This is a genomic window from Campylobacter lari (genome assembly GCF_004357905.1).
Taxonomy (GTDB): Bacteria; Campylobacterota; Campylobacteria; order Campylobacterales; family Campylobacteraceae; genus Campylobacter_D; species Campylobacter_D lari_D.
This window is the reverse complement of record NZ_SMTT01000006.1, coordinates 17,520-41,395: the sequence shown is the minus strand read 5'-3', so window position 1 is coordinate 41,395 and position 23,876 is coordinate 17,520. Positions and strand designations below refer to the sequence as shown.

Sequence of the window (23,876 nt, the reverse complement as noted above, 5' to 3'; positions counted from 1 at the left end):
ATATGTATTAAAAAAATAATTCAAAATTGTTGTATAATTTTTAAAATTATTTTTAAATTAAGGTTATTTGATTGAGTTTAGTTTTATTATCTTTTTTACCTTCTTTTAGTTTTGTTTTGGAATTTTTAGCTTTATTTTTAGCTTATTTTTTTAAGCAAAATAAGATTTTTTTCTTGCTTTTGTTGATTTTATGTGCTAGGGCTTTATCTTTAGTGGCAAGTGAATATCAAGCGCATTTGTTTATCTCGGTATTTTTACCTTTTTCTTTTGTGCTTTTTGTGTTTTTGCAAGATAGTAAGCTTGTTTTTGAAAGAATTAATTTTATTAAATTTGCGTATTTAGCCTTTATGGGTTTTGTAGCGTTAATACTTAGCACAAGTACTAATTTTAATGCAAGCATTACAAGTGAAATTTTTGGCCTTTCAACGCAATTTTTTAAGCCTATTAGTGAGTTAAGCTTTTGTGTGTTTTGGGTAGGAATGATATTTTTATTATTTTCATATTTTAAAAATAATGATTTTCATTTTTTACTTGCTTATATGGGCTTGAGCGTGCAATTTTTATTTTACAATAGTGTTGATTTGGGTTATTATGAATTTGCTTCTTTGGTGTTGATAGGATTTTTAGTGTATAAAGCTTATAAAATAGCCTTTTTTGACACTTTAACCAATTTGCCAAATTTAAAGGCCTTAAGAAGATATGCCCAAGGACTTGAAAATTTTCATTTAGCCTTGATTGAAGTAAAAAATATCAATGAAATCTATCATCAAAAAGACTCAAAAATGGGCGAGTTTATAATGCATGAATTTGCTAGGATTTTAAAAAAAGCTTTACATGCTAGGGTTTTTAAAGATGATAAGGATTATTTTATTATTGTATTTGAAAATGAAAATATAGCCTTTGTACAAAGCAAGCTTCAAATGCTTGAAAATTTTATGCAAAAATATTGTTTTGAATTTAAAGAACAAAATGTAAAGTTAGAAATTAAACTTTGTTTATCAAGCAAAAATGAAAACATAGAAGAAAGTTTAAAACAAGCAAAATTAGAACTTAGAAGACAAAAGGATTAAAATGTTAGATTTGATTTTTAGAGAGTATGATATAAGAGGGCTTTACCCAAGTGAGTTAAATGAAAAAAGTGTAAAAGCTATAGGCTATGCTTTGGGTTTAGAAATGAAATCAAGGGGTTGTGAGAAAGTAAGCGTAGGCTATGATGCAAGATATAGTGCAAATGAACTTTTTAACTATTTAATCAGCGGTTTAAATAAAGCTAATATGCAAGTTTTCAATATAGGCTTAGCACCAACTCCTATGGGGTATTTTAGTCTATTTTTTGATGATATTTTTGATGCAAACATCATGATAACAGGTTCGCATAATCCAAAAGAATACAATGGCTTTAAAATAACGATTAACAAAGAAAGTTTTTTTGGCGCTGATTTGAAAAAGCTTTCTTTAAAAGTGCAAGAGTATTTAGAACTTGAAATCAATGATGATTTAAGATATGAAAATTATGATATTAAAAGCTTATATATAGACTTTTTAGTTAAACATTTTTCACATCTTAAGGGCTATAAAGAAAAAATCATTATTGATTGTGCAAATGGAGCTACTGGAGTGATTATAAAGCCTTTGGTGGAAAAATTAAATCTTAATGCACGAATTTTATTTGAAAATCCTGATGGAAATTTCCCAAATCACGCGCCCGATCCAACAGAGCTTGAAAATTTACACGCATTGCAAGTTGCGCTAAAAGAAAATGAAAATGCAAAAATGGGCTTTGCTTTTGACGGAGATGGGGATCGTTTAGTAGTAGCAAGTAAAGACTATGTATTTAAGGGCGATGAGCTTTGCTATTTGTTTGCTAAAAATATAAAAAATCCTAGAGTTTTAGGTGAAGTAAAATGCTCTAAAAACCTTTTTGATGAGGTAGCTAAATTTGGTTTTATCATGATGGGTAAGACTGGGCATTCTAATATTAAAAAAATGATGAAAGAGCAAAATATAGACATAGCAGCAGAGCTTAGCGGGCATATTTTCTTTAAAGATAGATATTTTGGTTATGATGATGGAATTTATGCATTTTTAAGAACCTTAGAGCTTTTGGTAAATGGTTTTGATATAGAAAAATTAGTTAAAGAATTACCAAAACTTTATGCAAGTGAAGAGATCAAGCTTAAGGTTAGTGAGGAAAATAAATTTCAAATCATAGAAAAATTTAAAGAAAAAGTAAAAGCAAATGCTTTTGAAAATGTGCTTGATTGTAATGAAATTGACGGAGTTAGAATTACCTTTAAAGAAGGCTGGGCGCTTTTGCGTGCTTCTAATACAAGTCCATATCTTATCATGCGTGCTGAAGCTACAAGTGCTGAATTTAAAGACTTTTTAGAAACAAGAGTAAAAGAACTTTTTGAAGAAATCATAAAAGAGCTTGCATAAGTTCTTTTACATCAATATTTTTTGTGTATAAATATGCTCTTAAGAGTTTAGGGATTTTTGCTTTTCTATAAATTTCTTTAAATTCTTTTGGCATTTTCTCACAACTTACAAAAGGAAAAATCAAAACTTTTTCTTGTATGTAAACAATGCCTATTTTATGCGAAATTACTCCATCGCCTTTTAAAGCTTCTTGTCTTTGTTTAGCACTTAAAAGTATTCCAAGTTTTTTAAAGCATTTTGCGATTAAACTTTCATCTTTATGAGTAATATAAATATTTTTAAATTCACAAATATTTTCTTCTTTTAAGTCTTTTTCTAGGTATTTAAAGCTCTTTTTTACTCCATTTGGATAAAGCTTTAAAAACTCATTGGCAAAATTTTTGCGTATGAAATTTCTAAAATATTTTTCATCATCATTACTCTCATCATGAAAATAAGCGATATTGTTATCTTTTAGGTAGTTTGAAATTTCTTCTTTTGGAATTTCAAGCAAGGGTCTTATGATAGTAAAATATTTTCTTTTTTCAATATCTTTAAAACCAAGTAATTCTCTAAGTCCTGCGCCTTTGGAAAATTGCATTAAAAACCATTCTAGTTTATCATTTAAATGATGAGCTAGTAAAAGATTATCATAAGAGTGATTTTTGCAAAGTTCTTCAAAAAACTCATAACGCAAAGTTCTTGCACAAGCTTCGAAATTTTTTGTTATCTTGGGTGCGGTTTTGATGTAAATTTTTTTATGAAAATGCTTGGCTAATTCTTTAGCACTTTGCTCTTCTTTATCGCTATTTTTGCGAGTTTTGTAGTTTATAAAAGCAAGATCAAAATCTATATTTTTTTCTAAAAGCATGAAAAATAAAGCGCTAGAATCACTCCCATGAGAAAATGCTAAAAGATTTTTCCCTTGCTTTAAATGATTTAAATATTTGCTATCAATCATCAAACTTTCTTAAGGCTTTTGCAATGAGTTTTTTATCTAAGCTCTGTGTGATTTCACACTCATAAAGCTCGCCCATTTCCAAATTTCCACAATCACTTTCATTGATGAGAATTTCTCCATCAATATTTCTATCCCAACGCAAATCTTTTGCACCGATGAAAAATTCTCCTTCAGAGCTTTGACCTTCACAAAATGCTAAGGTTTTTTTGCCAACTTGTTGATTAAAGCTTTTTTCTATGCAATCATCAACAATTTTTTCTATCACTTTTAATCTTGCATTGATGATTTTACTAGGAATTTGTTCCATTTCAAAAGCTGCGGTATCTTCTTCTTTAGAATAAGCAAAAACACTAATTCTATCAAAACCAAATTCTTTTATAAAAGTGCATAATTCTTCAAAGTCCTCATCACTTTCTCTAGGATGTCCTACTATAAAACCTGTGCGTAAAAATGAATTTGGAGCTTGTTTCATTAAATTTAAAAGCTCGATTAATTTAGCTTTGTTAGCTCCGCGTTTCATGATTTTAAGCATATTATCACTGATGTGTTGTAAAGGCATATCAAAATAATTTACAAAAACTTTTGACTGAATGATTTTTTCTATCACTTCTTTACTAATGCTTGTTGGATATAGATATAAAATTCTAGCAGCCTTTACACCTTGGATATTTTCTATAGCTTCAATAAGCTTTAAAAGTCCATCTTTTTGACCTTGATCAAACAAATACGAGCTTGTATCTTGAGCAATAAAAGAAAAGTCTTTATAGCCTTTTTTAACAAGTTCTTTTACTTCATTTATAATACTTTCTAAGCTTCTTGATTTAAGTTTGCCTTTAAAACTTGGTATAGCGCAAAATGAACATTTTTGATTGCACCCTTCAGCTATTTTGATAAAAGCATGATAGTTTGATCCTGTGATCACACGATTAGTATTTTTATCTTGCAAGTAAGTAGAATTTGAAAATAGATTAGTTTTTTTAAGTATCATTTCATCAATTTTTTCATAATCTCCCACACCGGTAAAAAGATCAACTTCAGGTAGTTCTTTCATTAATTCTTCGCGGTAGCGCTGCATTAAACATCCTGTTACAACCAGCAACGAGTCCTTTTTTCTTTGCTCGTGTAAGTCTAAAATCGCATTTATGCTTTCTTTTTTAGCACTATCTATAAAACCACAGGTATTTACAATCAAAACATCAGCTAAGCTTGGCTCATCACAAATTTCATAATTACTTAATCTTCCAAGCATGATTTCACTATCAACTAAATTTTTATTACAACCTAAAGACATTAAAAAAAGTTTTGGCATATTTCTCACTTTAAATGTTTTATTTTTTGCTAAAATTATAAGATTAAATTATATCAAAATTAGAAAGAAAATTTTTATGGATAATTACGAATACAGCGAACTTTTAAAAAAATTAAAAAACAAAGTTGGAAATATCGCTTCTATTATTAAGCCTGAAGAGATAAAAACAAGATTAAAAGAAATAGAAAATTTAGAAAATTCCCCTTCTTTTTGGAGTGATGTAAAACAAGCAGGCGTTATAGGTAAAGAAAAAACTAAAATTTCAAATTTACTTAAAAATTATGAAAATGCAAATAATGCTTTAAATGATGCAAGCGAGCTTTTTGATCTTGCTAATAGTGAAAATGACTTAGATACTATAGAAGCTTTATTTGAAGATGCAAACAAGCTAGAAGATCTTATTGTAAATCTTGAAATTTCTATGCTTTTAAGTGGAGAAAATGATGGTAAAAATGCCATAGTTTCTATTCACCCAGGAGCAGGTGGAACGGAGAGTAATGACTGGGCTAGCATGCTTTATAGGATGTATTTGAGATTTTGTGAAAGAGAAGGTTTTAAAGTGGAAACACTTGACTTTCAAGAAGGCGAAGAAGCAGGGCTTAAAGATGTTAGCTTTTTAGTAAAAGGTGAAAATGCTTATGGGTATTTAAAAGCTGAAAATGGCATTCATCGTTTAGTAAGAACTTCTCCATTTGATAGTGCAGGGCGTCGCCATACGAGTTTTTCTAGTGTGATGGTTTCACCTGAACTTGATGATGATATTGAAATAGAAATTGAAGAAAAAGATATAAGGATTGATTATTATAGAGCAAGCGGAGCGGGTGGACAGCATGTTAATAAAACTGAATCAGCAGTGCGCATAACTCATATGCCAAGTGGTATAGTAGTGCAATGTCAAAACGATAGAAGCCAACACAAAAACAAAGCCACAGCCTTTAAAATGTTAAAATCACGCCTTTATGAGCTTGAGCTTATGAAACAACAAGATGAAGCAAATTCAAGCGAAAAAAGTGAGATAGGTTGGGGTCATCAAATCCGTTCTTATGTACTTTTTCCTTATCAACAAGTTAAAGATACACGCTCAAATGAAGCTTTTTCACAGGTTGATAATATCTTAGATGGAGATATTAAAAAAATCATAGAAGGTGTTTTAATAGCGCAAAAAGCGCAAGATTGATACTACAAAAGGATATTAAATGGAAAAAATTCTAGTTTGTGTAGATGTTTTAGAGCCTTGTAGGGAAAGTTTGCATTATGGGGTGTATTTAGCTAAAAAGCTAGATTTGCCTTTAATGTTTTTATATACTATAGAACCAAATTTTACTAATGCTGAATTAGCTTGTAGTTTTGGCATAGGCGCTAGTGGATGTGTGATTGAAGATTTAGTAGAAGAGCAAAGTCAAAAAAATGAAAATCTTTGCAAAAAAGGGCAAAGAATTTTAGAAGAATTTTGTGCTTACGCAAAAGAACAAGGCGTAAAAGAATGCTTTAGTGTGCAAAGAGATGGAGATTTAGAAGAGGTTTTAAAAGAATACAATGATCAAATAAGGTTAGCCATAGCAGGTTTAAAAGGCGGAGGTAAGAAAAATAAAATAGGCATTCATACAGAAGAATTAGTAAGAGCTTTAAATGTGCCTATTTTGCTTGTAAATTCTGCTTTTAAAGAGATTAAAAGTGTAATGATGGCTTATGATGGGAGTAATTTAGCTAAAAAGGCTATAGAACAAGCCATTAAAAGACCTATTTTTAAAGAAGCAAAGCGTTATGTAGTAAATGTATCTAAAGATGAAAAAGCTTCTTGTGAATTATTAGCTCAAGTAAGTCAAATTTTTAAAGAAGCAAATTTAAATGTGCAAACTCAATATTTAAATGGAGAGATTACTCAAGCTTTATTTGATTTTGGTGAGCAAAATGATATAGATTTATTGATCATGGGGGCTTACTCACATCACTGGGTAAAAAGTATTTTATTTGGTAGTTTGACAAATGATATTTTAACTAAGGCTAAAAAACCTTTATTGCTGATTCGCTAACATTAATTTATTTTGATTAAAGATTATAAAATAAATACATGAAGAATTTTCATGTATTTATAAATTTAATAATAAAATAAAACTAATTGATATAAAGATTAACCATATAAAAAGAAAAAATGCCATTAAAAATGGTTTAAAACCTGCATTTTTTAAAACATTTTTATGGATATTTACTCCTAAAGCTACCATAGCCATAGAAAGCAAAAGTGTGTCTATAGTTTGTATGCTTGGTTTTATATAGTTAAGCGCAAAATCTGTATTTAATATTTCAAGTGAGCTAATACCGCATGCAAATAAAAACCACAAAGCAAAATAAGGAATATTTGCTTTAATGGAGATTTTTTCATTATTTTTACTTAGAAATTTCAATGAAAAAAGACTTAAGAAAATCAAAAAAGGCACTAGCATTAAAACACGCATCATTTTTTCTATGACAGCACCATCTCCTGCTTTTACAGCTTCACCTGCTGCAACAGCATGTGCAACTTCATGCAAGCTTGCTCCCATGAAATACCCTATTTGCTTTAAATTAAAAAAATCAAACCAACCTAAATTCCAAGCCAAAGGATATAAAAACATCCCTAAAGTTCCAAACACAACCACAGTGCAAACTGCTACGCCAACTTTAGCAGAGCCACCTTTAACAATGCTTTCACTAGCCATCACAGCAGCTGCTCCACAAATGCTTGAGCCACTACTTATAAGTATGCTTTCTTTAAGATCAAGTTTGAAGAATTTTCCTAACAAAAGTCCCATAAAAAAGGTAGAAAACACCACTAAAAATGCTAATAAAATTCCATTTAATCCAACTTTTTCTAAATCATTAAAAGTAATTCTAAAGCCATAAAGTATAATTCCAAGTCTCAAAATTTCTTTTGTTGCTATGTTTAAAACTCCTGATTTTTTAAGTAAATTTGCATTTTGATGAGCTAAATTTCCTATTAAAGCTCCTAAAATCACGGCTATGATTAAAGCTGAAATTCCAAGATTTTTAAAAAAATTAAGCTCAGAAATAGCAAAAGCACAAAAAGCAAGAGTAAAAAGCAGTAAAAAAGCTTCAAATTTTCTATGTTTATATATATTTTTATGCATGAATTTTTCCTTTTTTTGTTTTTTGTAATCTTAATGATTTTTTTGTGATAAGTAAAATTAATTTTATTTGATATAATGATTAAAAATATTTATCAAAAGAGTGCTTATGACTTTTAAACAAATAAAATATTTTCAAGCCTTGTGTAGAAATTTAAATTTAAGAGCTTGTGCTAAAGAATTAAATATAACTCAATCTGCTTTGTCTTTAGCTATATTTGAACTTGAAAAAAGTTTAAACACCAAGCTTTTTGATAGAAATGCTAAATTTTTAAGTTTAAATGAAAAAGGAAAAGTGTTTTTAAAACAAATCACTCCTTTGATTTTAGAATTTGAACGCATAGAAAAAGCAATGCAAGATGATCAAAGCTATGAAATAAGTATGAAAGTTAGTCAAAATGTAGGTACTTATTTACTAGGAACTTTTTTGGATCAAAAGGCAGAAAATATCAAATTAAATTTGTCTTTGGATAATAGTCAAAATATTATCAAAGATATTTTAGATAAAGAAATCGATATAGGTTTGATTGAAGGGATTTGCAAAGATAAGGATATAAAAAAGATTAAAATTTGTGATGATGAGCTTATTGTGGTGAGTAAAAATGACTTCAAAAAAGAATTTTTCATAGATGAATTAAAGGATTTTAAATGGCTAAGTCGTGAGCAAGGTTCAGGTGCAAAAGAAGTGTTTTTAAATGCTTTGCCTAAAGATGTAAAGCTTAATTTGGTTTATGAGTTAAACTCAACTGCTATGATAAAAGAGTTGACTAAAAAAGGTAAATTTTTAGCAGTTTTACCTAAATTTAGTGTTAAAGAAGAGCTCGAAGCTAAAAGTTTATTTGAAGTAAGATTAAAAAATTTTAAAATTTCAAGAGAGCTTTGCTTGATTTATCATAAAAATAAAGAACCAAGCAATAAATTTATAAATTTATGTGAGTTTTTAAAATTTTGCATTCAAAAAGATTTAGCTTAATTCTTGAATACATTTTTTAAAAAGATCTCCTCTTTCTTCATAAGACTTAAACTGATCTAAGCTTGCACAAGCAGGGCTTAGTAGGGCTACTTCATCATTAGTTAAGTTTTGATTGATTTTTTCTACCGCTTTAGGTAAAAACTCACAAAAATGTGCTTTTAAATTAACATTTTTAGCATAATCAAGTATTTTATTGGTGCTTTTTCCTATGGCATAAAGCTCTATATCAAGCTCTTTCATAAAAACAAATAAAGCGCTTAAATCCACTCCCTTGTCATCCCCACCTATGATAAGATGAATTTTTTTATCCTTATAGCGTTTAAGAGCAGCTAAACTAGCATCAAGATTAGTTGCTTTAGTATCATTTACCCAAAGTCTATTTTTATGATCAAATATTTCTTCAAGTTTGTTTTTTTCTATCTTAAACTCGTTTAAAAGCTCATAAGAGCAACGATCTAGTATGATTTTTTCTATACTTAAGGCAATAAGAGCATCAAGCAAAAATGGGGTTTTAAAATGAATTTTTTCTAAATCAATTTGCATTTTTTTAGCTAAATCTTGCTCATCTTCATAGCTTATAACATAAGCATGAGTTGGATAAGCCTCGTATTTTTTAGGTAAAATTACCACATCATTTTCATTCATTCTTTCAAGCACACTAAGCTTTGCTCGCTCATAATTTTCAAAGCTTTTGTGCCAAGAAAGATGATCAGGTGTGATAGGTAAAAGTGCATAAATTTCAGGTTTAGCTACTTTGGTGTAAAAAAGCGAAAAAGATGAGCTTTCTAAAATCCATAATTTAGCACTAATATCCATTTGTGCTAAAGGAGTTCCTATGTTTGCTCCCATTTGTGCATTGATATGTTTTAAAAGATGATGTGTCATTTGGGTGGTGGTGGTTTTGCCATTTGTTCCGCTTATCCAAACACTTTTTGGCATGCCATCATAAAAAAAATCATACTCACTGCTTAAATTTTTTGCTTGCTGTATGAGAAAATGATCATTTGGAAAGCCAGGACTTGGAATTTCTAAGTCACTTTTTAAAGGATCAAATTCACAAGGCGGTAAAAGTGTATTGTTAAATTCATCTTTACTTATACTTGCAAAATGATCATCATAAATATCGCAATTTCCAAAACGCTGCGCAAAAGCTTTAGTTGTTTTTCCGTATCCAAAAAGTGAAATTTTCATTATCTTAACTTTATACTAATTAATGCAATGATATTTGCAAGTAAGGCTATCATCCAAAAACGCACGATGATTTTATTTTCCACCCAACCTATTTTTTCAAAATGATGATGAATAGGTGCCATTTTAAATACTCTTTTATTAAAGATTTTAAAACTTCCTACTTGTAAAATCACTGAAATAGTTTCTAAAACAAATACAAAACCTATAAGCAAAAGCAAAATTTCATTTTTACTTACTATACCAAGATAGCCTAAAAACGCCCCTATGCTTAAACTCCCACTATCTCCCATAAAAACTTGTGCAGGATAGCAGTTATACCACAAAAATCCCATAAGCGCACCAACTAAAGCCGCACTTATTACCACAAGTTCTCCTAGACCTTGAATTTTAGGTAAGAATAAATAAGAACTATAAATAGCATTTCCACTTAAATACAAAAAAGCACCAAGACTTAAAAGAGAAAATATAGAAGGCACGGTTGCAAGACCATCAAGCCCATCGGTTAAATTTACAGCATTAGAGCTTGATACAATAACTAAAATCCATAAAAACAACATAAACATACCACCATCAAAAATAGCATGTTTGTAAAAAGGTAAATAAAATTCAGTATTTATATCAAATAAATATAATAATCCAACACAGATAAAAGCAGCGCTAAATTGCCCTAGTAGTTTCATTTTTGGGCTTAATCCTGCGTGATTGTCTTTTTTTAAAATTTTCCCCAAATCATCAACTAAGCCTATAGTACAAAATAGTACTAAACATAATAATCCAACGATTACAAAACTATTATTTAAATCAGCACTTAAAACACTTGCTATGATAGTAGCAAAGATAAAAACAAGCCCACCCATAGTAGGGGTATGAGATTTAGCTTGGTGTGATTGTGGAGCGTATTCATAAATAGGTTGATTTGCTTTTTTATTTTGAGCCCATTTGATAAATTTTGGCATTAAATACAAACTCAAAAATAAAGCAATAAAAAATGCAAAACCAGCACGCACGCTAATATAAGAAAAAAACATATAATTTGTATATTCTGTAAGATAAAGCAAAATTTTAACCTTGTATTTGTTTTTTAAAAGCATAATTTTAGTAAAATCACATAAATAAATTATAAAAAAGAGTAAAAAATGAGTCAAAAATGTATTTTGATAATCACAGATGGTATAGGACATAATACAAATTCAAACTATAATGCTTTTTTTCATGCTAAAAAGCCAACTTATGATAAGCTTTTTGAAAATACCCCTAATGTTTTGATAAAAACAAGTGGCTTGGCAGTTGGCCTACCTGAAGGTCAAATGGGTAATAGCGAAGTAGGGCATATGTGTATAGGTAGCGGACGCATAATCTATCAAAATTTAGTCAAGATAAATAAAGCCATAGAAAATGATACTTTAAAAGATAATAAGGCTTTAAAAGATTTATTGCAAAAATGCAAAAGAGTGCATATTATAGGGCTTTATAGTGATGGTGGGGTGCATTCTATGCATACACATTTTAATACACTTTTAAAAATTTGTAAGCAAGAAAATAAAGAAGTTTTTGCGCATGCAATTAGTGATGGTAGAGATTGTCCTCCAAATTCAGGTTTAGAATTTATAAAATCTTTACAGGAATTTTGCGAAAAAGAAGGGGTTAATTTTGCTTCTTTATCGGGAAGATTTTATGCTATGGATAGAGATAAGCGCTATGATAGGATTAAGTCTTATTATGATGCTTTATTTGCTAAGGCACCAAAGTGTGATGATTTTGTGCAATTTATACAAAAAAGCTATGATAAAAATATCACGGATGAGTTTTTAACCCCAGTTATTAGTCAAAACTTTGATGGAATTAAGGCTGAAGATGGTGTGATTTTTATCAATTTTAGAAATGATAGAATGCGTCAATTAGTCGCTTCTTTAACCCAAGAAAGTTTTAATGAATTTCCAAAAGAAGTGCTTATAAAAAATGCTATTACTATGAGTTTGTATGATGAGAGTTTTAAACTACCTGTGATGTTTGAAAAAGAAGAGTTAAATAATACTTTAGCTTCTGTGATAGCTAATGCAAATTTAAGCCAACTTCACACAGCTGAAACAGAAAAATACGCTCATGTAACCTTTTTCTTTAATGGGGGAAAAGAAGAATTAGAATGCAATGAAACAAGAATTTTAATTCCAAGTCCTAAAGTAAAAACATACGATGAAAAACCTCAAATGAGTGCTAAAGAAGTCACAGATGAGGTGCTTAAGGGTATAGAAAGTGGTATGGATTTTATCGTAGTAAATTTTGCAAATGGTGATATGGTAGGACATACGGGTGATTTTGAAGCTGCGATTAGTGCGGTTGAATGTGTAGATGAGTGTTTGGGTAGGGTTATTGCTAAAGCAAGAGAGCATGATTATGCTTTTATTATTACTTCAGATCATGGAAACTGTGAAGCGATGAGGGATGAAAAAGAAAATATGCTCACTAATCACACAACCTTTGATGTTTTTGCTTTTGTCGAAGCTAAAGGATTAGAAAAGCTTAAAGAAGGCATGGGGCTTAGTAATATAGCACCAAGTGTGCTTAAAATTTTAAACTTATCTATCCCAAAAGAAATGGATGAGGCTTTATTTTAATTTAAAGGAGAACAATGAAATTTAGTGGAAAAAATGTTTTAATAACAGGTGCAAGTAAAGGTATAGGTGCAGCAATAGCCAAAGAATTAGCAAGTTATGGCTTAAAAGTTTGGATTAATTATAGAAGTAAGCCTGAACTTGCTGATGCACTAAAAGAAGAGATAGAAAAAAGTGGTGGTTGTGCGGCTGTGATTAAATTTGATGCAAGTGTTGAAGAAGAATTTACAAGCGCTATTGCAACTATAGTAGAAAGTGATGGTGAGCTTAGTTATTTAGTTAATAATGCAGGTATTACTAATGATAAATTAGCACTTAGAATGAGTATGGATGATTTTTCTTCAGTGATTAATGCTAATCTAAATTCAAGTTTTTTAGGTTGTAGAGAGGCATTAAAAACTATGAGTAAAAAGCGTTTTGGTGCGGTTGTAAATATCGCTTCTATAGTTGGAGAAATGGGAAATGCAGGCCAAACTAATTATAGTGCTAGTAAAGGCGGTATGATAGCTCTAACAAAATCTTTTGCTAAAGAAGGCGCAGCAAGAAATATAAGATATAACTGTATTACTCCAGGTTTTATAAAAAGTGATATGACTGAAGTTTTAAGTGATGAGATTAAACAAAATTATATTAACAATATCCCTTTAAAGCGTTTTGCAGATACAAGCGAGGTAGCTCAAGCTGTGGCGTTTTTATTAAGTGATCATTCTTCTTATATCACAGGAGAAATTTTAAAAGTCAATGGCGGGCTTTATATGTAAGCAAGGTTTTAACCTTGCTTAGTTTCTATAGCTACTACTGCTATAGCAAAACCCCCATCATGCGCTACGCTTACACTTGCTGATTTAATTTTGAATTCTTGCATGACTTTTTGAGAAAAACTAATGTGTGGAGCATTTTTATCATCCTTAGAGATGATGATGTCAAAAAAAGAACATTCTTTAGAAATTCCAACCCCCAAAGCCTTAGAGGCAGCTTCTTTAATAGCCCAAAATCCGGCTAGAGTGTTGGTATTTTTTATATAACTTTGCTCTTTCTTGGACAAAAATTTATCCAAGAAAAGCATTTTATGTCTTTCATAAATTTTTTCTATGCGAGAGCATACGACTATGTCACAGCCTATCATTAAGATACTACAAAGTCGGTAAAATAAATATTTTTGATAAAACCATCAGTTAAAACTTCATTGATCTTACCGGTTAATTCATCTTTTAATCTTTCTTTACCCTTTGTAGTGCTTACTTCTTCAAAGGTTTTTGATGTTAAAGTTCTAATGATAATATCTCTAATAATAGCAACTTTTTTATCAAGTTCAGGAGTTAAGGTTTCAACATTTTGTTCAAGTTGAATGGTACATTTTACATATCTTGATCCACCATCACTTAATAAATTTAGCGTAAAAGGTGCTAAAGGATACATCACGCCAATATTTGCATAATCACTCCCTCTAGCTGCTACTGCATTTGTTTTTTTAGGAGCTTGTGCAACTTGTGCGCTTTCTTCAGTTTGCGGGGTAGGATTTTCTTCAGAGCCACCACTAAACATTAGATAAGCAATTGCTCCTACAATAACAAGTAAAAATACAAATAAAAATACAACGATAATGATTACTAAAGTATTCCCGCCTTTTTTCTTTGATTCACCTTGTTCATCCATCATATCATCAGCCATATTTTTCCTTTTATAAAATTTTAAAATGTTATTGTATCAAAAATTATATTTTTTTTAAATTATGATTATTTAATCTTTTGTAAATGTCTATAAACACTAGGTTCTGAAATATTTAAAAGCTCCGCAACTTTAGGAATAACACCTTTTACATTAAATATGCCTTTTTCATATAAGCTAGCTATCATTTTTTGTTTTTCCTTTGGTTTTAAACTTTTATTTTTAAAACTTTCAATATCTATCCCCGTAATATCTTCAACGATTTCTTCTAAATCAAGTTTTATGTATTCTTTATTTTCTTGTTCAGGACTTTCATAAGAATTATCATAAATATTTCCAAGATTTAAAATTTCATCAGAGATTTTTTTAAATGCTGAAGTATCATGATTAATACAAAGCAAACCTTCAAGTTTTTCATCTTTTTTAATAAAAAAAGTAGAGCCTGACATTACTTGTGAGCTTTTAGCTGAAGTTTTATAATGTGTTATATAATCACGCTCTAAATAGATTTTGTTTTTAATCATTTCAATAGCAAAGCCTGTTAGAGGTGAATTTATAGTTCTTTTGCTAATATGATTATTAGCTATTTCTGCTATATTAGTACCATCTTCACTTACATCATGCAAAACTATTTCATAATTTCTTCCCAAAGCATCAGCAAGAAATTTCACTAATTTAATATAGTAAGTTCTTGTTTCTTTATCCATTAAACTCTCCTTGTTTTATTAATTTTGTAGTAAAAATATTTAAAATAAGAGTACTTATTCTTATTTTTCAACAATTTTAATACAAAATAAAAATAATTATGCTTAAAAAAAGATTATTTTTTCAAAAATAATAATTTTTATTGTTTAATTTTATTTTAATAATATAGGGATATAATTTATCAAATAATAAAAATTATTATTTATAAAAAGGAGAAAAGATGAAAAAACTAACCAATGATTTCGGAAATATCATAGCCGATAATCAAAATTCATTAAGCGCAGGTGCTAAGGGTCCACTTTTAATGCAAGATTATATTTTGTTAGAAAAACTTGCCCATCAAAATAGAGAAAGAATTCCAGAAAGAACTGTTCATGCAAAAGGGAGCGGTGCTTATGGGGAGCTTAAAATCACTAAAGATATTTCTCAATACACCAAGGCAAAAGTTTTACAGCTTGGAGAAAATACACCTTTATTTATAAGATTTTCAACCGTTGCAGGCGAAGCAGGTGCAGCTGATGCAGAAAGAGATGTAAGAGGTTTTGCTATTAAATTTTATACTAAAGAAGGAAATTGGGATTTAGTAGGTAATAATACTCCGACATTTTTTATAAGAGATGCATATAAATTTCCTGATTTTATCCACACTCAAAAAAGAGATCCAAGAAATCATTTAAGAAGCAATAATGCTGCATGGGATTTTTGGAGTCTTTGTCCTGAAAGCTTACATCAAGTTACTATTTTAATGAGTGATAGAGGTATTCCTGCAAGCTATCGTCATATGCATGGTTTTGGAAGTCACACTTATAGTTTGATTAATGATAAAAACGAAAGATTTTGGGTGAAATTTCATTTTAAAACAAGGCAAGGTATTAAAAATTTAACCAACGAAGAAGCGGCAAATTTAATAGCAAATGATAGAGAAAGTCATCAAAGAGATTTATATGAAGCCATTGAAAAAGGAGATTTTCCAAAATGGACTTTCCAAATTCAAGCTTTAAAAGAAGATGAAGCAGAAAAATTAGGTTTTAATCCTTTTGATTTAACTAAAGTTTGGCCACATAGTATTGTGCCTTTAATTGAAGTAGGCGAATTAGTACTTAATAAAAATGTACAAAATTACTTTAATGAAGTAGAACAAGCTGCATTTAGTCCAAGCAATATTGTTCCTGGTATTAGTTTTAGTCCTGATAAAATGCTGCAAGCTAGAATTTTTTCTTATCCTGACGCACACAGATACCGCATAGGGACAAATTATCATTTATTACCAGTTAATCGTGCAAAAAGTGAAGTAAATACTTATAATGTAGCAGGTGCTATGAATTTTGACACTTATAAAAATGGTCTTGCTTATTATGAACCAAATAGTTATGATGATAGTCCAAAAGAAGATAAAAATTACCTAGAGCCTGACTTAGCACTTGAAGGTAATGCGCAAAGATATGCTCCACTTGATAATGATTTTTACACCCAACCAAGAGCCTTGTTTGATATAATGAATCAAGATCAAAAAGAGCAATTATTTAAAAATATCGCTGCTTCTATGAGTGGGGTTGATGAAAAAATTATTGCTAGAGCATTAAGTCATTTTGAAAAAATTTCAAGTGAATATGCAAATGGCGTTAAAAAAGCTTTGAAAATGTAATTTTTACTTGCCACTTTAAAAGTGGCAAACTAAAGATTATAAAGGAAAAATATGTTTAATAATGAAGAAGAAAAAAGAATTCAAGAGCTTTGCACTATGGCTTTTGATTACGCAAGACAAAATGATTTACAAAATTTAAAGACTATGATAGAAGCGGGTTTGAGTGTGAATTTAAAAAATCATAAAGGCGATAGTCTTTTAATGCTTGCAAGTTATCATAATGCTTATGAATGTGCTAAGTTTTTACTAGAAAATAATGCTAGGGTAGATGAGAAAAATGATAGAGGACAAACTCCATTAGCAGGGGTGTGTTTTAAAGGATATTTACCTATGTGTAAGCTTTTGGTAGAACATGGAGCAAATATTGATGAAAACAATGGTCTTGGTATGACACCTTTTACTTTCGCGTTGATGTTTGGGCATAGAGATATAGTAGAGTTTTTAACAAAGCATTCTAAAAAAAGTTTTCTTAAAAAAATAGCTTTTAGTGTATTAAAAATTTTCAAAAAATAGTTAAAAATTTATAATATATTAAAAATATATTTTATTTATTTAAAATTATCAAAAAATTCTATTATTAAATTATAAATTTTTAAAATTTTTTATTATAGAAATAAAAATTTTAAGCTAAATTAAAATAAATTCAAATAAAATTACCCCTAATTTTTTAATGAAAGGATAACAAATGTCTAACAAAGCAGAAAAATTATGGGGTGGGCGTTTTGATTTACCTACAAATAAATTAGTTGAAGAATATACTGCTTCACTACCAGTTGAGCCAAGACTTGCTCCTTTTGATATACAAGGTAGTATAATTCACTGCACCATGCTTGCAAAACAAGGTATTATAAAAGAAGATGAAGCAAAAACTATCATTAAGGGCTTAGAACAAGTTAGAGAAGAAATTCAAAATGGAACCTTTGTTTTTGATATAGCTGATGAGGATATTCATATGGCTGTAGAAAAAAGAATGACACAAATCGTAGGTCCAGTAGGTGGAAAACTTCACACCGCAAGAAGTAGAAATGACCAAACTACTCTTGATTCAAAAATTCATATGAGAGCAGTTATTAAAGAAGTATTAACTCAAATTACTACTTTGCAAGAAGAAATCGTCCATCAAGCTCAAAAAAATATCAAAGCTATTATGCCAGGTTATACGCATTTGCAAACGGGCCAGCCAGTGCTTTTTTCACATTGGATTATGGCATATTTTTGGATGTTAAGTAGGGATTATTCTCGTTTTGAGGATTTATATAAAAGAATGAATGAGTGTCCTTTAGGAGCAGCTGCACTTGGTGGAACTACATTTAATATAGACAGACATTTTTGTGCCAAAGAACTAGGCTTTACTAAACCAACAGAAAATAGCATTGATAGTGTAAGTGATAGAGACCACATGGTTGAATTTACTGCTATTGCTGCAATGTGTTTCATGCACCTTAGTCGTTTTTGTGAAGAGCTTATACTTTTTTCAAGTCAAGATTTTAAATTTATAGAATTAAGTGATGATTTTTGTACAGGTTCAAGCATAATGCCTCAAAAGAAAAATCCTGATGTAGCCGAAAAAATGCGTGGTAAGACAGGTAGAATGTATGGTAATGTTATGGCAATGCTAACTATTATGAAAGGTATTCCATTAGCTTATAATACTGATATGAGTGAAGATAAGGCTCAAGTTTATGATTCTATGGATACTTTAATGGCAAGTTTAAAAATTATAACTCCTATGATAGAAAAAATGCAAGTAAATACTAATAATACAAGAGCAGCAGCTGCAAAAGGATTTTCAAATGCCACAGATATGGCTGATTATTTAGTAAGAAAAAATATACCATTTAGAGAAGCTCATAGTATAGTTGGTGGTACTGTGAATTATTGTATTAAACACGGAAAAATGCTTGAAGAGCTTAGCATGGAAGAATTCCATCAATTTAATGAAAATATCCAAGAAGATATTTATGAAGCAATTGCTTTAGAAACTTGTATAGACGCAAGACTTTCTTATGGCGGTACAGGAACTAAAGTTGTATTAGAGCAAATTGAACATGCAAAAGAATTGTTGGATAAATGTAAAAAATAAACAATAAGGGCGAAGATTAGATGGATATTATTTTTATACTTCAACTTTTTATTATTTTTTCTATGATAGCCATAGGTGGTAGATATGGTGGTATAGGACTTGGGGTTGCAGGTGGGTTTGGTATGTGTATTTTGGTGTTGGTTTTTGGTATGCAACCAGCTTCACTTCCTGTGAGTGTTGTGTTTATTATACTTGCTGTGATTACTTGCGTGAGTGTTTTGCAAAGCGCAGGCGGGCTTGATTTGCTAGTAAAAATAGCTGAAAAAGCATTAAAGAAAAAACCTCAAGCTATTGTTTTTATGGGCCCATTAATCACATCCACATTTACAATATTTTGTGGTACTACTTATGTAGCTTTTTCTATTTATCCAGTGATTGCTGAAGTAGCTGCTCAAGCTAAAATTCGTCCTGAAAGACCACTTTCAGTTTCAGTTATAGCAGCAGGTATTGCAGTGGTAGCTTCTCCTATGAGTGCAGCCACTGCAGGTATGGTAGCCATTTTAGCCATTAGCGGTGTAGGACTTGTTCAAATATTAGCTGTGGTAATGCCAGCATTTTTAATTGGTGTTATATGTGCTTGTTTGAGCGTTTTTAAAAGAGGAAAAGAGCTTGAGCAAGATGAGGAATTTCAAAGAAGAGTAAGAGCAGGGGAATATCAGTTTTTAACTCAAGATAAACAAGAAGATAAACAAGAAACAGATCCTAAAGTAAAAAGAGCTTTATTAATATTTGCTTTGGGGATTTTAACCATTATTTTCTTTGGGACTTTTACAAATTTGTTACCTCACTATGAGCTTGCAAATGGTAAAATAGAAAGACTTTCTACCCCAAATTTAATTCAAATGATCATGCTTGCAACAGCTTGTTTAATTATGCTTTTTGCTAAAGTTCCTGCTAATAAACTTGGTGAAGCTTCTGTATTTAAATCAGGACTTATAGGCGTTGTAGGGGTTTTTGGTATAGCTTGGATGACAGGGACATTTTTTGAAGCTTACAAGCCTTTATTTAGTGATTCTTTATCACATATTGTAGAAGATTATCCATATTTATTTGGCGTGGCTTTATTTGCCTTTTCTATGGTGATTTTTTCTCCAGCTGCAACAGTAGCTGCTTTGATGCCCTTGGGTGTGAGTTTGGGAATTCCTCCTCAAATTCTTATCGTGCTTTATCCTTGCGTGAGTGGAGATTTTATAGTTCCAGGAGCTAATCAAATAGCTTGTGTGGCTTTTGATAGAACAGGCACAACAAAAATAGGAAAATTTGTGATCAATCACTCTTATTTAAGACCAGGTTTTGCTTTAATCATTGGTGCTGTTGTGAGTGCTTATTTTATATCGCAAATAGTTTTTAGCTATTAAAGGCTATTTTTAAATTTTTGCAAATATCTGTAGACGCTAGGTTCTGATATATTAAGTGACTTAGCAACTATAGGTATACTTCCTTTTATATTAAAAATTCCCTTTGAATGAAGCTTTTTAATAATCTCATCTTTTTGTTCAGTGCTTAAGCTATATCCTGAATTTAAATATTTTAAGTCTATGTTTTCAGCTAGAATATCTTCTATAGAATGACTAAGTGTTTCTATATTACTCACATTGTGTAAATTTACATTGTTTTGATTGTGAATATCTAATAAATCACTAAAATCATTAATTTTTTCTAGTTCTATGATTTTACTAATAGCATTTCTAAGTTCTGTGGTGTCGTGATTTATACATAAAATTCCTACAATTTTATTTTGGTTTTTTATAAAAAAGGTTGATCCGGTAACGATCTTAGACTTTCCAACCTTTGCTTTGTAATCACATAAAAAATCTTTATTTAAATACTCTTTTTCTTGTACAAGCTCACTCGCAAAAGAGGTTAATGGAGAATTGATTGTCCTTCCGCTAATATGATTATTTGCAATGGCTGCTATATATGAACCCTCAGGTGAAATCACATGAAAAACTATTTCATACTGATCTCCAAGAACTTGCCCTAAAAATTGAGTGAGTTTGATAAATAATTCTTTTTGTTGTTCATCCATGATCTAGACCTTTTTGTTGTTTTTTGTTATTTTACAAAATATTTTCATCAAAGTTGTTAATATTTACAACAATAAAAAAAATTATTATTATGATAAAAAAATATTGACAATTTATTATTATGATGATAATATTATATTATGATTTCATTTAAACACAAGGAGTATACATGGCAAATTATCCAAAGGCTATAGGACCATATTCAGCTTATAGAGAAGCTAATGGTTTGTTATTTATTTCAGGACAACTTCCTATTAATCCACAAAGTGGAAACATAGAAAGTGAAGATGTAAAAGAACAAACAAGACAATCATTGTTAAATATCAAGGCTATATTAGAAGAAAATAATCTTTATTTTAATAATGTAGTTAAAACGACTTGCTTTTTGGCAAATATTGATGATTTTTTGGCTTTCAATGAGGTTTATTCTGAATTTTTCGCAGCTCCATATCCTGCAAGAAGTGCTTTTGCGGTAAAAGATCTTCCTAAAGGAGCAAAAGTGGAGATAGAGGTTATTGCTCATAAAGGATAGAGCATGTTGGGTTTATTTTTTGCGGGATGTTCTGTATTTTTACTTGTTTTTATGCTCTATAAAAAAATCAACGCCCACATGGCGTTGCTTTTAAGTGGTTTATTCTTGTTAGCTTTAGCAGGAATTTTTGGACTTTCTCCAATTATTAATGAAAAACAATCTTTACATTTAGGTCTTTTTGATATTTTTCAAGTAGTAAATACTAAAATGTCAAGTACTCTAGCAGGTCTTGGACTTACTTTAATGTGTATAGCAGGATTTTCTGCTTATATGGATCATGTAGGTGCAAGTTATGCTTTATTTAAAGTATTTGAAAGACCTTTAAAAGCTGTGAAATCACCTTATGTTTTATTGTTGGTTTCATATTTTGTGATCCAGTTTTTAGTGCTTTTTATACCTTCACATGCAGGTTTAGCACTTTTGCTTATGGTTACAATGTACCCTATTTTAGTGCGTTCAGGTGTTTCTAAGCTTTCTGCGCTTTCGATTATTGCTATTTGTCAATACATTGACCATGGTCCAGGAAGTGGTAATGTAATTTTAGCTGCAAAAACAGCTGAAATTGATCCTGCGGTATATTTTGTGCATTATCAGCTTCCTACAACTGTGCCTATTATTATAGCAGTGGGTATTGCGATTTATTTTTGCTCAAAATATTTTGATAAAAAAGAAAATTTCACATTTAACCGTGATGATGTTGAAAAAGAATTAGCAGAACATGATGGCAAAAGTGAAGAGCTTAAAAAACCACCTAGAATTTATGCGATTTTACCTATTATACCTTTAGTGTTAATTTTGGGCTTTAGTAGTGTTTTAGATAGCATTATGGTGTTAACGGGATTTACTACCATGGAAGAAGTTAAAGCAGCTTCATCTACTGCAATTAGAATGAATGTACCGGTTGCTATGATGATTTCAACTTTTATAGCAATTATTTTTGAAATCATTCGTTATAAAAGTTTAATTGATACTTTAAATTCTATCATGGTATTTTTCAAAGGTATGGGACATTTGTTTGTAATCACGGTTTCTTTGATCGTTTGTGGCCAAGTTTTTGCAAGTGGCCTTTTATCGGTTGGTTTTGTAGATACTTTAATAGACTTTGCAAAAGATGCAGGTTTTGGAGTGCTTGCTATCATCATAGCAGTTTCTATTTTACTTGCTGTGTGCGCATTTTTAATGGGTTCAGGAAATGCAGCATTTTTTTCTTTTGCACCACTCATTCCAAATATAGCAAAATCTTTTGGAGTTGAAACTATAACTATGATAGCACCTATCCAAATCATGACAGGTTTTGGTAGATGTGTTTCACCTATTGCACCAGCTATTTTGGCAATTTCAGCTATGGCTAAAGTAAATCCATTGCAAGTTGTAAAAAGAACAGCTATTCCTATGCTTGTAGCTGCTATTGTTAATGTGATTATGACTTATGTTTATTTGTAAAAAGGACTTAAAATGAATAATAAAACTAAATTAATCCACCTAGGAAGAGGCGATCAAAACGCTGAAGCAAGATCAGTTAATCCAACCTTAATGCGTGCATCAACCATACTTTTTAAAGATCATGCTACTTGGCAAAAATACCGCGAGCTAAGAAAAAATGAGCGTGTTTTAAGTTATGGTGCTAGAGGAACAGCTACAAATTTTGAACTTGAAAAACTTATTTGTGAGCTTGAGGGTGGTTATAGAGCACAACTTTTCCCAACAGGGCTTGCAGCATTAGCTATGGTGCTTTTAAATTATGCTAGTAAAGATGCTCATTTTTTAATCACTGATGCTATTTATGGACCTGTTAGAACAATTTGTGATTTATTTTTAACTAAAATGGGCGTAGAAATTGACTTTCTAAAAGCTGATGCTTCTGATGTAGAGGAAAAAATCAAACCAAATACAAAATTAATCCTTTGTGAAAGTCCAGGTTCTATACTTTATGAAATCATAGACTTACCAAAACTTTGCGAAATTGCGCACAAACATAACATACCAGTAGCGATTGATAATACTTATTCAAGTGGGTATTTTTTAAACCCGCTTGAGCTTGGAGCAGATATTTCAGTAATTGCAGCGACTAAATATCTAAGTGGGCATTCAGATGTTACTATGGGTATAGTAGTGATTAATGAAAAAGAATGGAAAAATTTTGACAAATTACCAGAAGCTTTAGGATTTACTACAAGTCCTGATGATGCTTATTTAGTGCTTCGTGGTATGAGAACTTTAGATGTAAGAATGAGGGCTCATGAAAAAAGTGCAGATGAGGTAGTAGAGTTTTTACAAAGTAGAAAAGAAGTTAAAACAATTTTTTATCCAAAATTAAAAACTCATCCAAACCATGAAGTTTTTATGCGTGATCATAAAGGCGCTAATGGTATGGTAACGATTGAATTTGCAGATGGCATTTCTAAAGAACAAGCCGTTAAATTTGTAGATAATTTAGAGTATTTTTCAATCGGTGCAAGCTGGGGTGGATATGAGAGTTTAGCTACTGTTACTACTCCGCCAAGAACAGCAACAGATTGGAGTGCTAGAGGGCCTTTTGTGAGATTTCATATAGGTCTTGAAGATAGTAAGGATTTGATTGCTGACTTAAAACAATCATTTGAAAAAATAAATTTTAAAGGATAAAA

The 23,876-nt window shown here is 30.4% G+C and carries 23 protein-coding genes; 14 read left to right on the top strand and 9 right to left on the bottom strand.

Annotated features, from left to right (window positions below; all coding sequences use genetic code 11):
* The first annotated feature begins 71 nt into the window (after nucleotides 1-71).
* Entirely contained in the window at nucleotides 72-1,070 is a 999-nt protein-coding gene (locus E2O22_RS05575) for a nucleotidyl cyclase domain-containing protein (RefSeq protein ID WP_133319607.1), read from the top strand.
* 1 nt (nucleotide 1,071) lies between these two features.
* Nucleotides 1,072-2,439, top strand: a complete 1,368-nt coding sequence (locus E2O22_RS05570; protein WP_133319606.1) for a phosphomannomutase/phosphoglucomutase — start codon at nucleotides 1,072-1,074, stop codon at nucleotides 2,437-2,439.
* On the opposite strand, the gene tilS is transcribed toward E2O22_RS05570, so the two are convergent.
* Nucleotides 2,420-3,382: a tRNA lysidine(34) synthetase TilS gene (gene tilS, locus E2O22_RS05565; RefSeq protein WP_165955274.1), complete on the bottom strand. Its 963-nt coding sequence runs from the start codon at nucleotides 3,380-3,382 to the stop codon at nucleotides 2,420-2,422. The two genes, E2O22_RS05570 and tilS, sit on opposite strands and share 20 nt — an antisense overlap.
* The gene (gene rimO, locus E2O22_RS05560; RefSeq protein ID WP_133319604.1) at nucleotides 3,372-4,688 is read right to left on the bottom strand and encodes a 30S ribosomal protein S12 methylthiotransferase RimO; all 1,317 of its coding nucleotides are present in this window, start codon (nucleotides 4,686-4,688) and stop codon (nucleotides 3,372-3,374) included. The genes tilS and rimO overlap by 11 nt, the downstream gene beginning before the upstream one ends.
* A 76-nt stretch (nucleotides 4,689-4,764) precedes the next feature.
* On the opposite strand from rimO, the gene prfB reads away from it, so the two are divergent.
* Both prfB and E2O22_RS05550 read left to right on the top strand, forming a co-directional pair.
* On the top strand, nucleotides 4,765-5,865 hold the full coding sequence (prfB, locus tag E2O22_RS05555) for a peptide chain release factor 2 (protein ID WP_133319603.1): 1,101 nt from the start codon (nucleotides 4,765-4,767) through the stop codon (nucleotides 5,863-5,865).
* 19 nt (nucleotides 5,866-5,884) lie between these two features.
* Nucleotides 5,885-6,721 carry a universal stress protein gene (locus E2O22_RS05550; RefSeq protein WP_133319602.1) on the top strand — a complete coding sequence of 279 codons (837 nt, stop codon included), beginning with the start codon at nucleotides 5,885-5,887 and terminating at the stop codon, nucleotides 6,719-6,721.
* Between the two features lie 57 nt (nucleotides 6,722-6,778).
* Here E2O22_RS05550 and E2O22_RS05545 read toward each other — a convergent pair whose 3' ends face one another.
* Nucleotides 6,779-7,816, bottom strand: coding sequence for a YeiH family protein (locus tag E2O22_RS05545; protein ID WP_133319601.1), 1,038 nt, complete (start codon nucleotides 7,814-7,816; stop codon nucleotides 6,779-6,781).
* A 106-nt stretch (nucleotides 7,817-7,922) separates the two neighbouring features.
* Here E2O22_RS05545 and E2O22_RS05540 point away from each other — a divergent pair, with 106 nt between their 5' ends.
* Nucleotides 7,923-8,786, top strand: coding sequence for a LysR family transcriptional regulator (locus tag E2O22_RS05540; RefSeq protein WP_133319600.1), 864 nt, complete (start codon nucleotides 7,923-7,925; stop codon nucleotides 8,784-8,786).
* On the opposite strand, the gene murD is transcribed toward E2O22_RS05540, so the two are convergent.
* Entirely contained in the window at nucleotides 8,778-9,977 is a 1,200-nt protein-coding gene (gene murD, locus E2O22_RS05535) for a UDP-N-acetylmuramoyl-L-alanine--D-glutamate ligase (protein ID WP_133319599.1), read from the bottom strand. The genes E2O22_RS05540 and murD overlap by 9 nt on opposite strands.
* A complete protein-coding gene (mraY, locus tag E2O22_RS05530; RefSeq protein ID WP_133319598.1) occupies nucleotides 9,977-11,035 on the bottom strand; it encodes a phospho-N-acetylmuramoyl-pentapeptide-transferase in 1,059 nt (352 codons plus the stop codon). The genes murD and mraY overlap by 1 nt, the downstream gene beginning before the upstream one ends.
* A 78-nt stretch (nucleotides 11,036-11,113) precedes the next feature.
* Between mraY and gpmI the strand changes: the two genes are divergently transcribed.
* Entirely contained in the window at nucleotides 11,114-12,592 is a 1,479-nt protein-coding gene (gpmI, locus tag E2O22_RS05525; RefSeq protein WP_133319597.1) for a 2,3-bisphosphoglycerate-independent phosphoglycerate mutase, read from the top strand.
* A gap of 14 nt (nucleotides 12,593-12,606) precedes the next feature.
* Nucleotides 12,607-13,350: a 3-oxoacyl-ACP reductase FabG gene (gene fabG / locus E2O22_RS05520; protein WP_133319596.1), complete on the top strand. Its 744-nt coding sequence runs from the start codon at nucleotides 12,607-12,609 to the stop codon at nucleotides 13,348-13,350.
* 8 nt (nucleotides 13,351-13,358) lie between these two features.
* Here fabG and acpS read toward each other — a convergent pair whose 3' ends face one another.
* The 3 genes from acpS to E2O22_RS05505 all read right to left on the bottom strand — a co-directional run bounded on the left by acpS (nucleotide 13,359) and on the right by E2O22_RS05505 (nucleotide 14,964).
* Nucleotides 13,359-13,715 carry a holo-ACP synthase gene (gene acpS / locus E2O22_RS05515; RefSeq protein WP_133319595.1) on the bottom strand — a complete coding sequence of 119 codons (357 nt, stop codon included), beginning with the start codon at nucleotides 13,713-13,715 and terminating at the stop codon, nucleotides 13,359-13,361.
* Nucleotides 13,715-14,260 (bottom strand): flagellar basal body-associated protein FliL, encoded by a 546-nt coding sequence (gene fliL, locus E2O22_RS05510; protein WP_133319594.1) that lies wholly within the window; start codon nucleotides 14,258-14,260, stop codon nucleotides 13,715-13,717. The genes acpS and fliL overlap by 1 nt, the downstream gene beginning before the upstream one ends.
* Before the next feature lie 65 nt (nucleotides 14,261-14,325).
* Nucleotides 14,326-14,964, bottom strand: coding sequence for a helix-turn-helix transcriptional regulator (locus E2O22_RS05505; RefSeq protein ID WP_133319593.1), 639 nt, complete (start codon nucleotides 14,962-14,964; stop codon nucleotides 14,326-14,328).
* A gap of 218 nt (nucleotides 14,965-15,182) precedes the next feature.
* Here E2O22_RS05505 and E2O22_RS05500 point away from each other — a divergent pair, with 218 nt between their 5' ends.
* The 4 genes from E2O22_RS05500 (at nucleotide 15,183) to E2O22_RS05485 (ending at nucleotide 20,048) form a co-directional block, all read left to right on the top strand.
* Nucleotides 15,183-16,607, top strand: a complete 1,425-nt coding sequence (locus E2O22_RS05500; RefSeq protein ID WP_133319592.1) for a catalase — start codon at nucleotides 15,183-15,185, stop codon at nucleotides 16,605-16,607.
* A 51-nt stretch (nucleotides 16,608-16,658) separates the two neighbouring features.
* On the top strand, nucleotides 16,659-17,120 hold the full coding sequence (locus tag E2O22_RS05495; protein WP_133319591.1) for an ankyrin repeat domain-containing protein: 462 nt from the start codon (nucleotides 16,659-16,661) through the stop codon (nucleotides 17,118-17,120).
* Between the two features lie 172 nt (nucleotides 17,121-17,292).
* Entirely contained in the window at nucleotides 17,293-18,690 is a 1,398-nt protein-coding gene (gene argH, locus E2O22_RS05490) for an argininosuccinate lyase (RefSeq protein WP_133319590.1), read from the top strand.
* A 20-nt stretch (nucleotides 18,691-18,710) separates the two neighbouring features.
* Nucleotides 18,711-20,048 carry an anaerobic C4-dicarboxylate transporter family protein gene (locus E2O22_RS05485; RefSeq protein WP_133319589.1) on the top strand — a complete coding sequence of 446 codons (1,338 nt, stop codon included), beginning with the start codon at nucleotides 18,711-18,713 and terminating at the stop codon, nucleotides 20,046-20,048.
* Here E2O22_RS05485 and E2O22_RS05480 read toward each other — a convergent pair.
* Nucleotides 20,045-20,719 (bottom strand): helix-turn-helix transcriptional regulator, encoded by a 675-nt coding sequence (locus E2O22_RS05480; RefSeq protein ID WP_133319588.1) that lies wholly within the window; start codon nucleotides 20,717-20,719, stop codon nucleotides 20,045-20,047. The two genes, E2O22_RS05485 and E2O22_RS05480, sit on opposite strands and share 4 nt — an antisense overlap.
* Before the next feature lie 167 nt (nucleotides 20,720-20,886).
* On the opposite strand from E2O22_RS05480, the gene E2O22_RS05475 reads away from it, so the two are divergent.
* From E2O22_RS05475 to E2O22_RS05465, 3 genes are read left to right on the top strand one after another with little or no spacing between them, the layout of a single operon-like run.
* Nucleotides 20,887-21,249: a Rid family detoxifying hydrolase gene (locus E2O22_RS05475; RefSeq protein ID WP_044598311.1), complete on the top strand. Its 363-nt coding sequence runs from the start codon at nucleotides 20,887-20,889 to the stop codon at nucleotides 21,247-21,249.
* A 3-nt stretch (nucleotides 21,250-21,252) separates the two neighbouring features.
* Nucleotides 21,253-22,692 (top strand): C4-dicarboxylate transporter DcuC, encoded by a 1,440-nt coding sequence (dcuC, locus tag E2O22_RS05470; RefSeq protein WP_133319587.1) that lies wholly within the window; start codon nucleotides 21,253-21,255, stop codon nucleotides 22,690-22,692.
* A gap of 12 nt (nucleotides 22,693-22,704) precedes the next feature.
* On the top strand, nucleotides 22,705-23,874 hold the full coding sequence (locus tag E2O22_RS05465) for a trans-sulfuration enzyme family protein (protein WP_133319586.1): 1,170 nt from the start codon (nucleotides 22,705-22,707) through the stop codon (nucleotides 23,872-23,874).
* Nucleotides 23,875-23,876 lie beyond the last annotated feature (2 nt).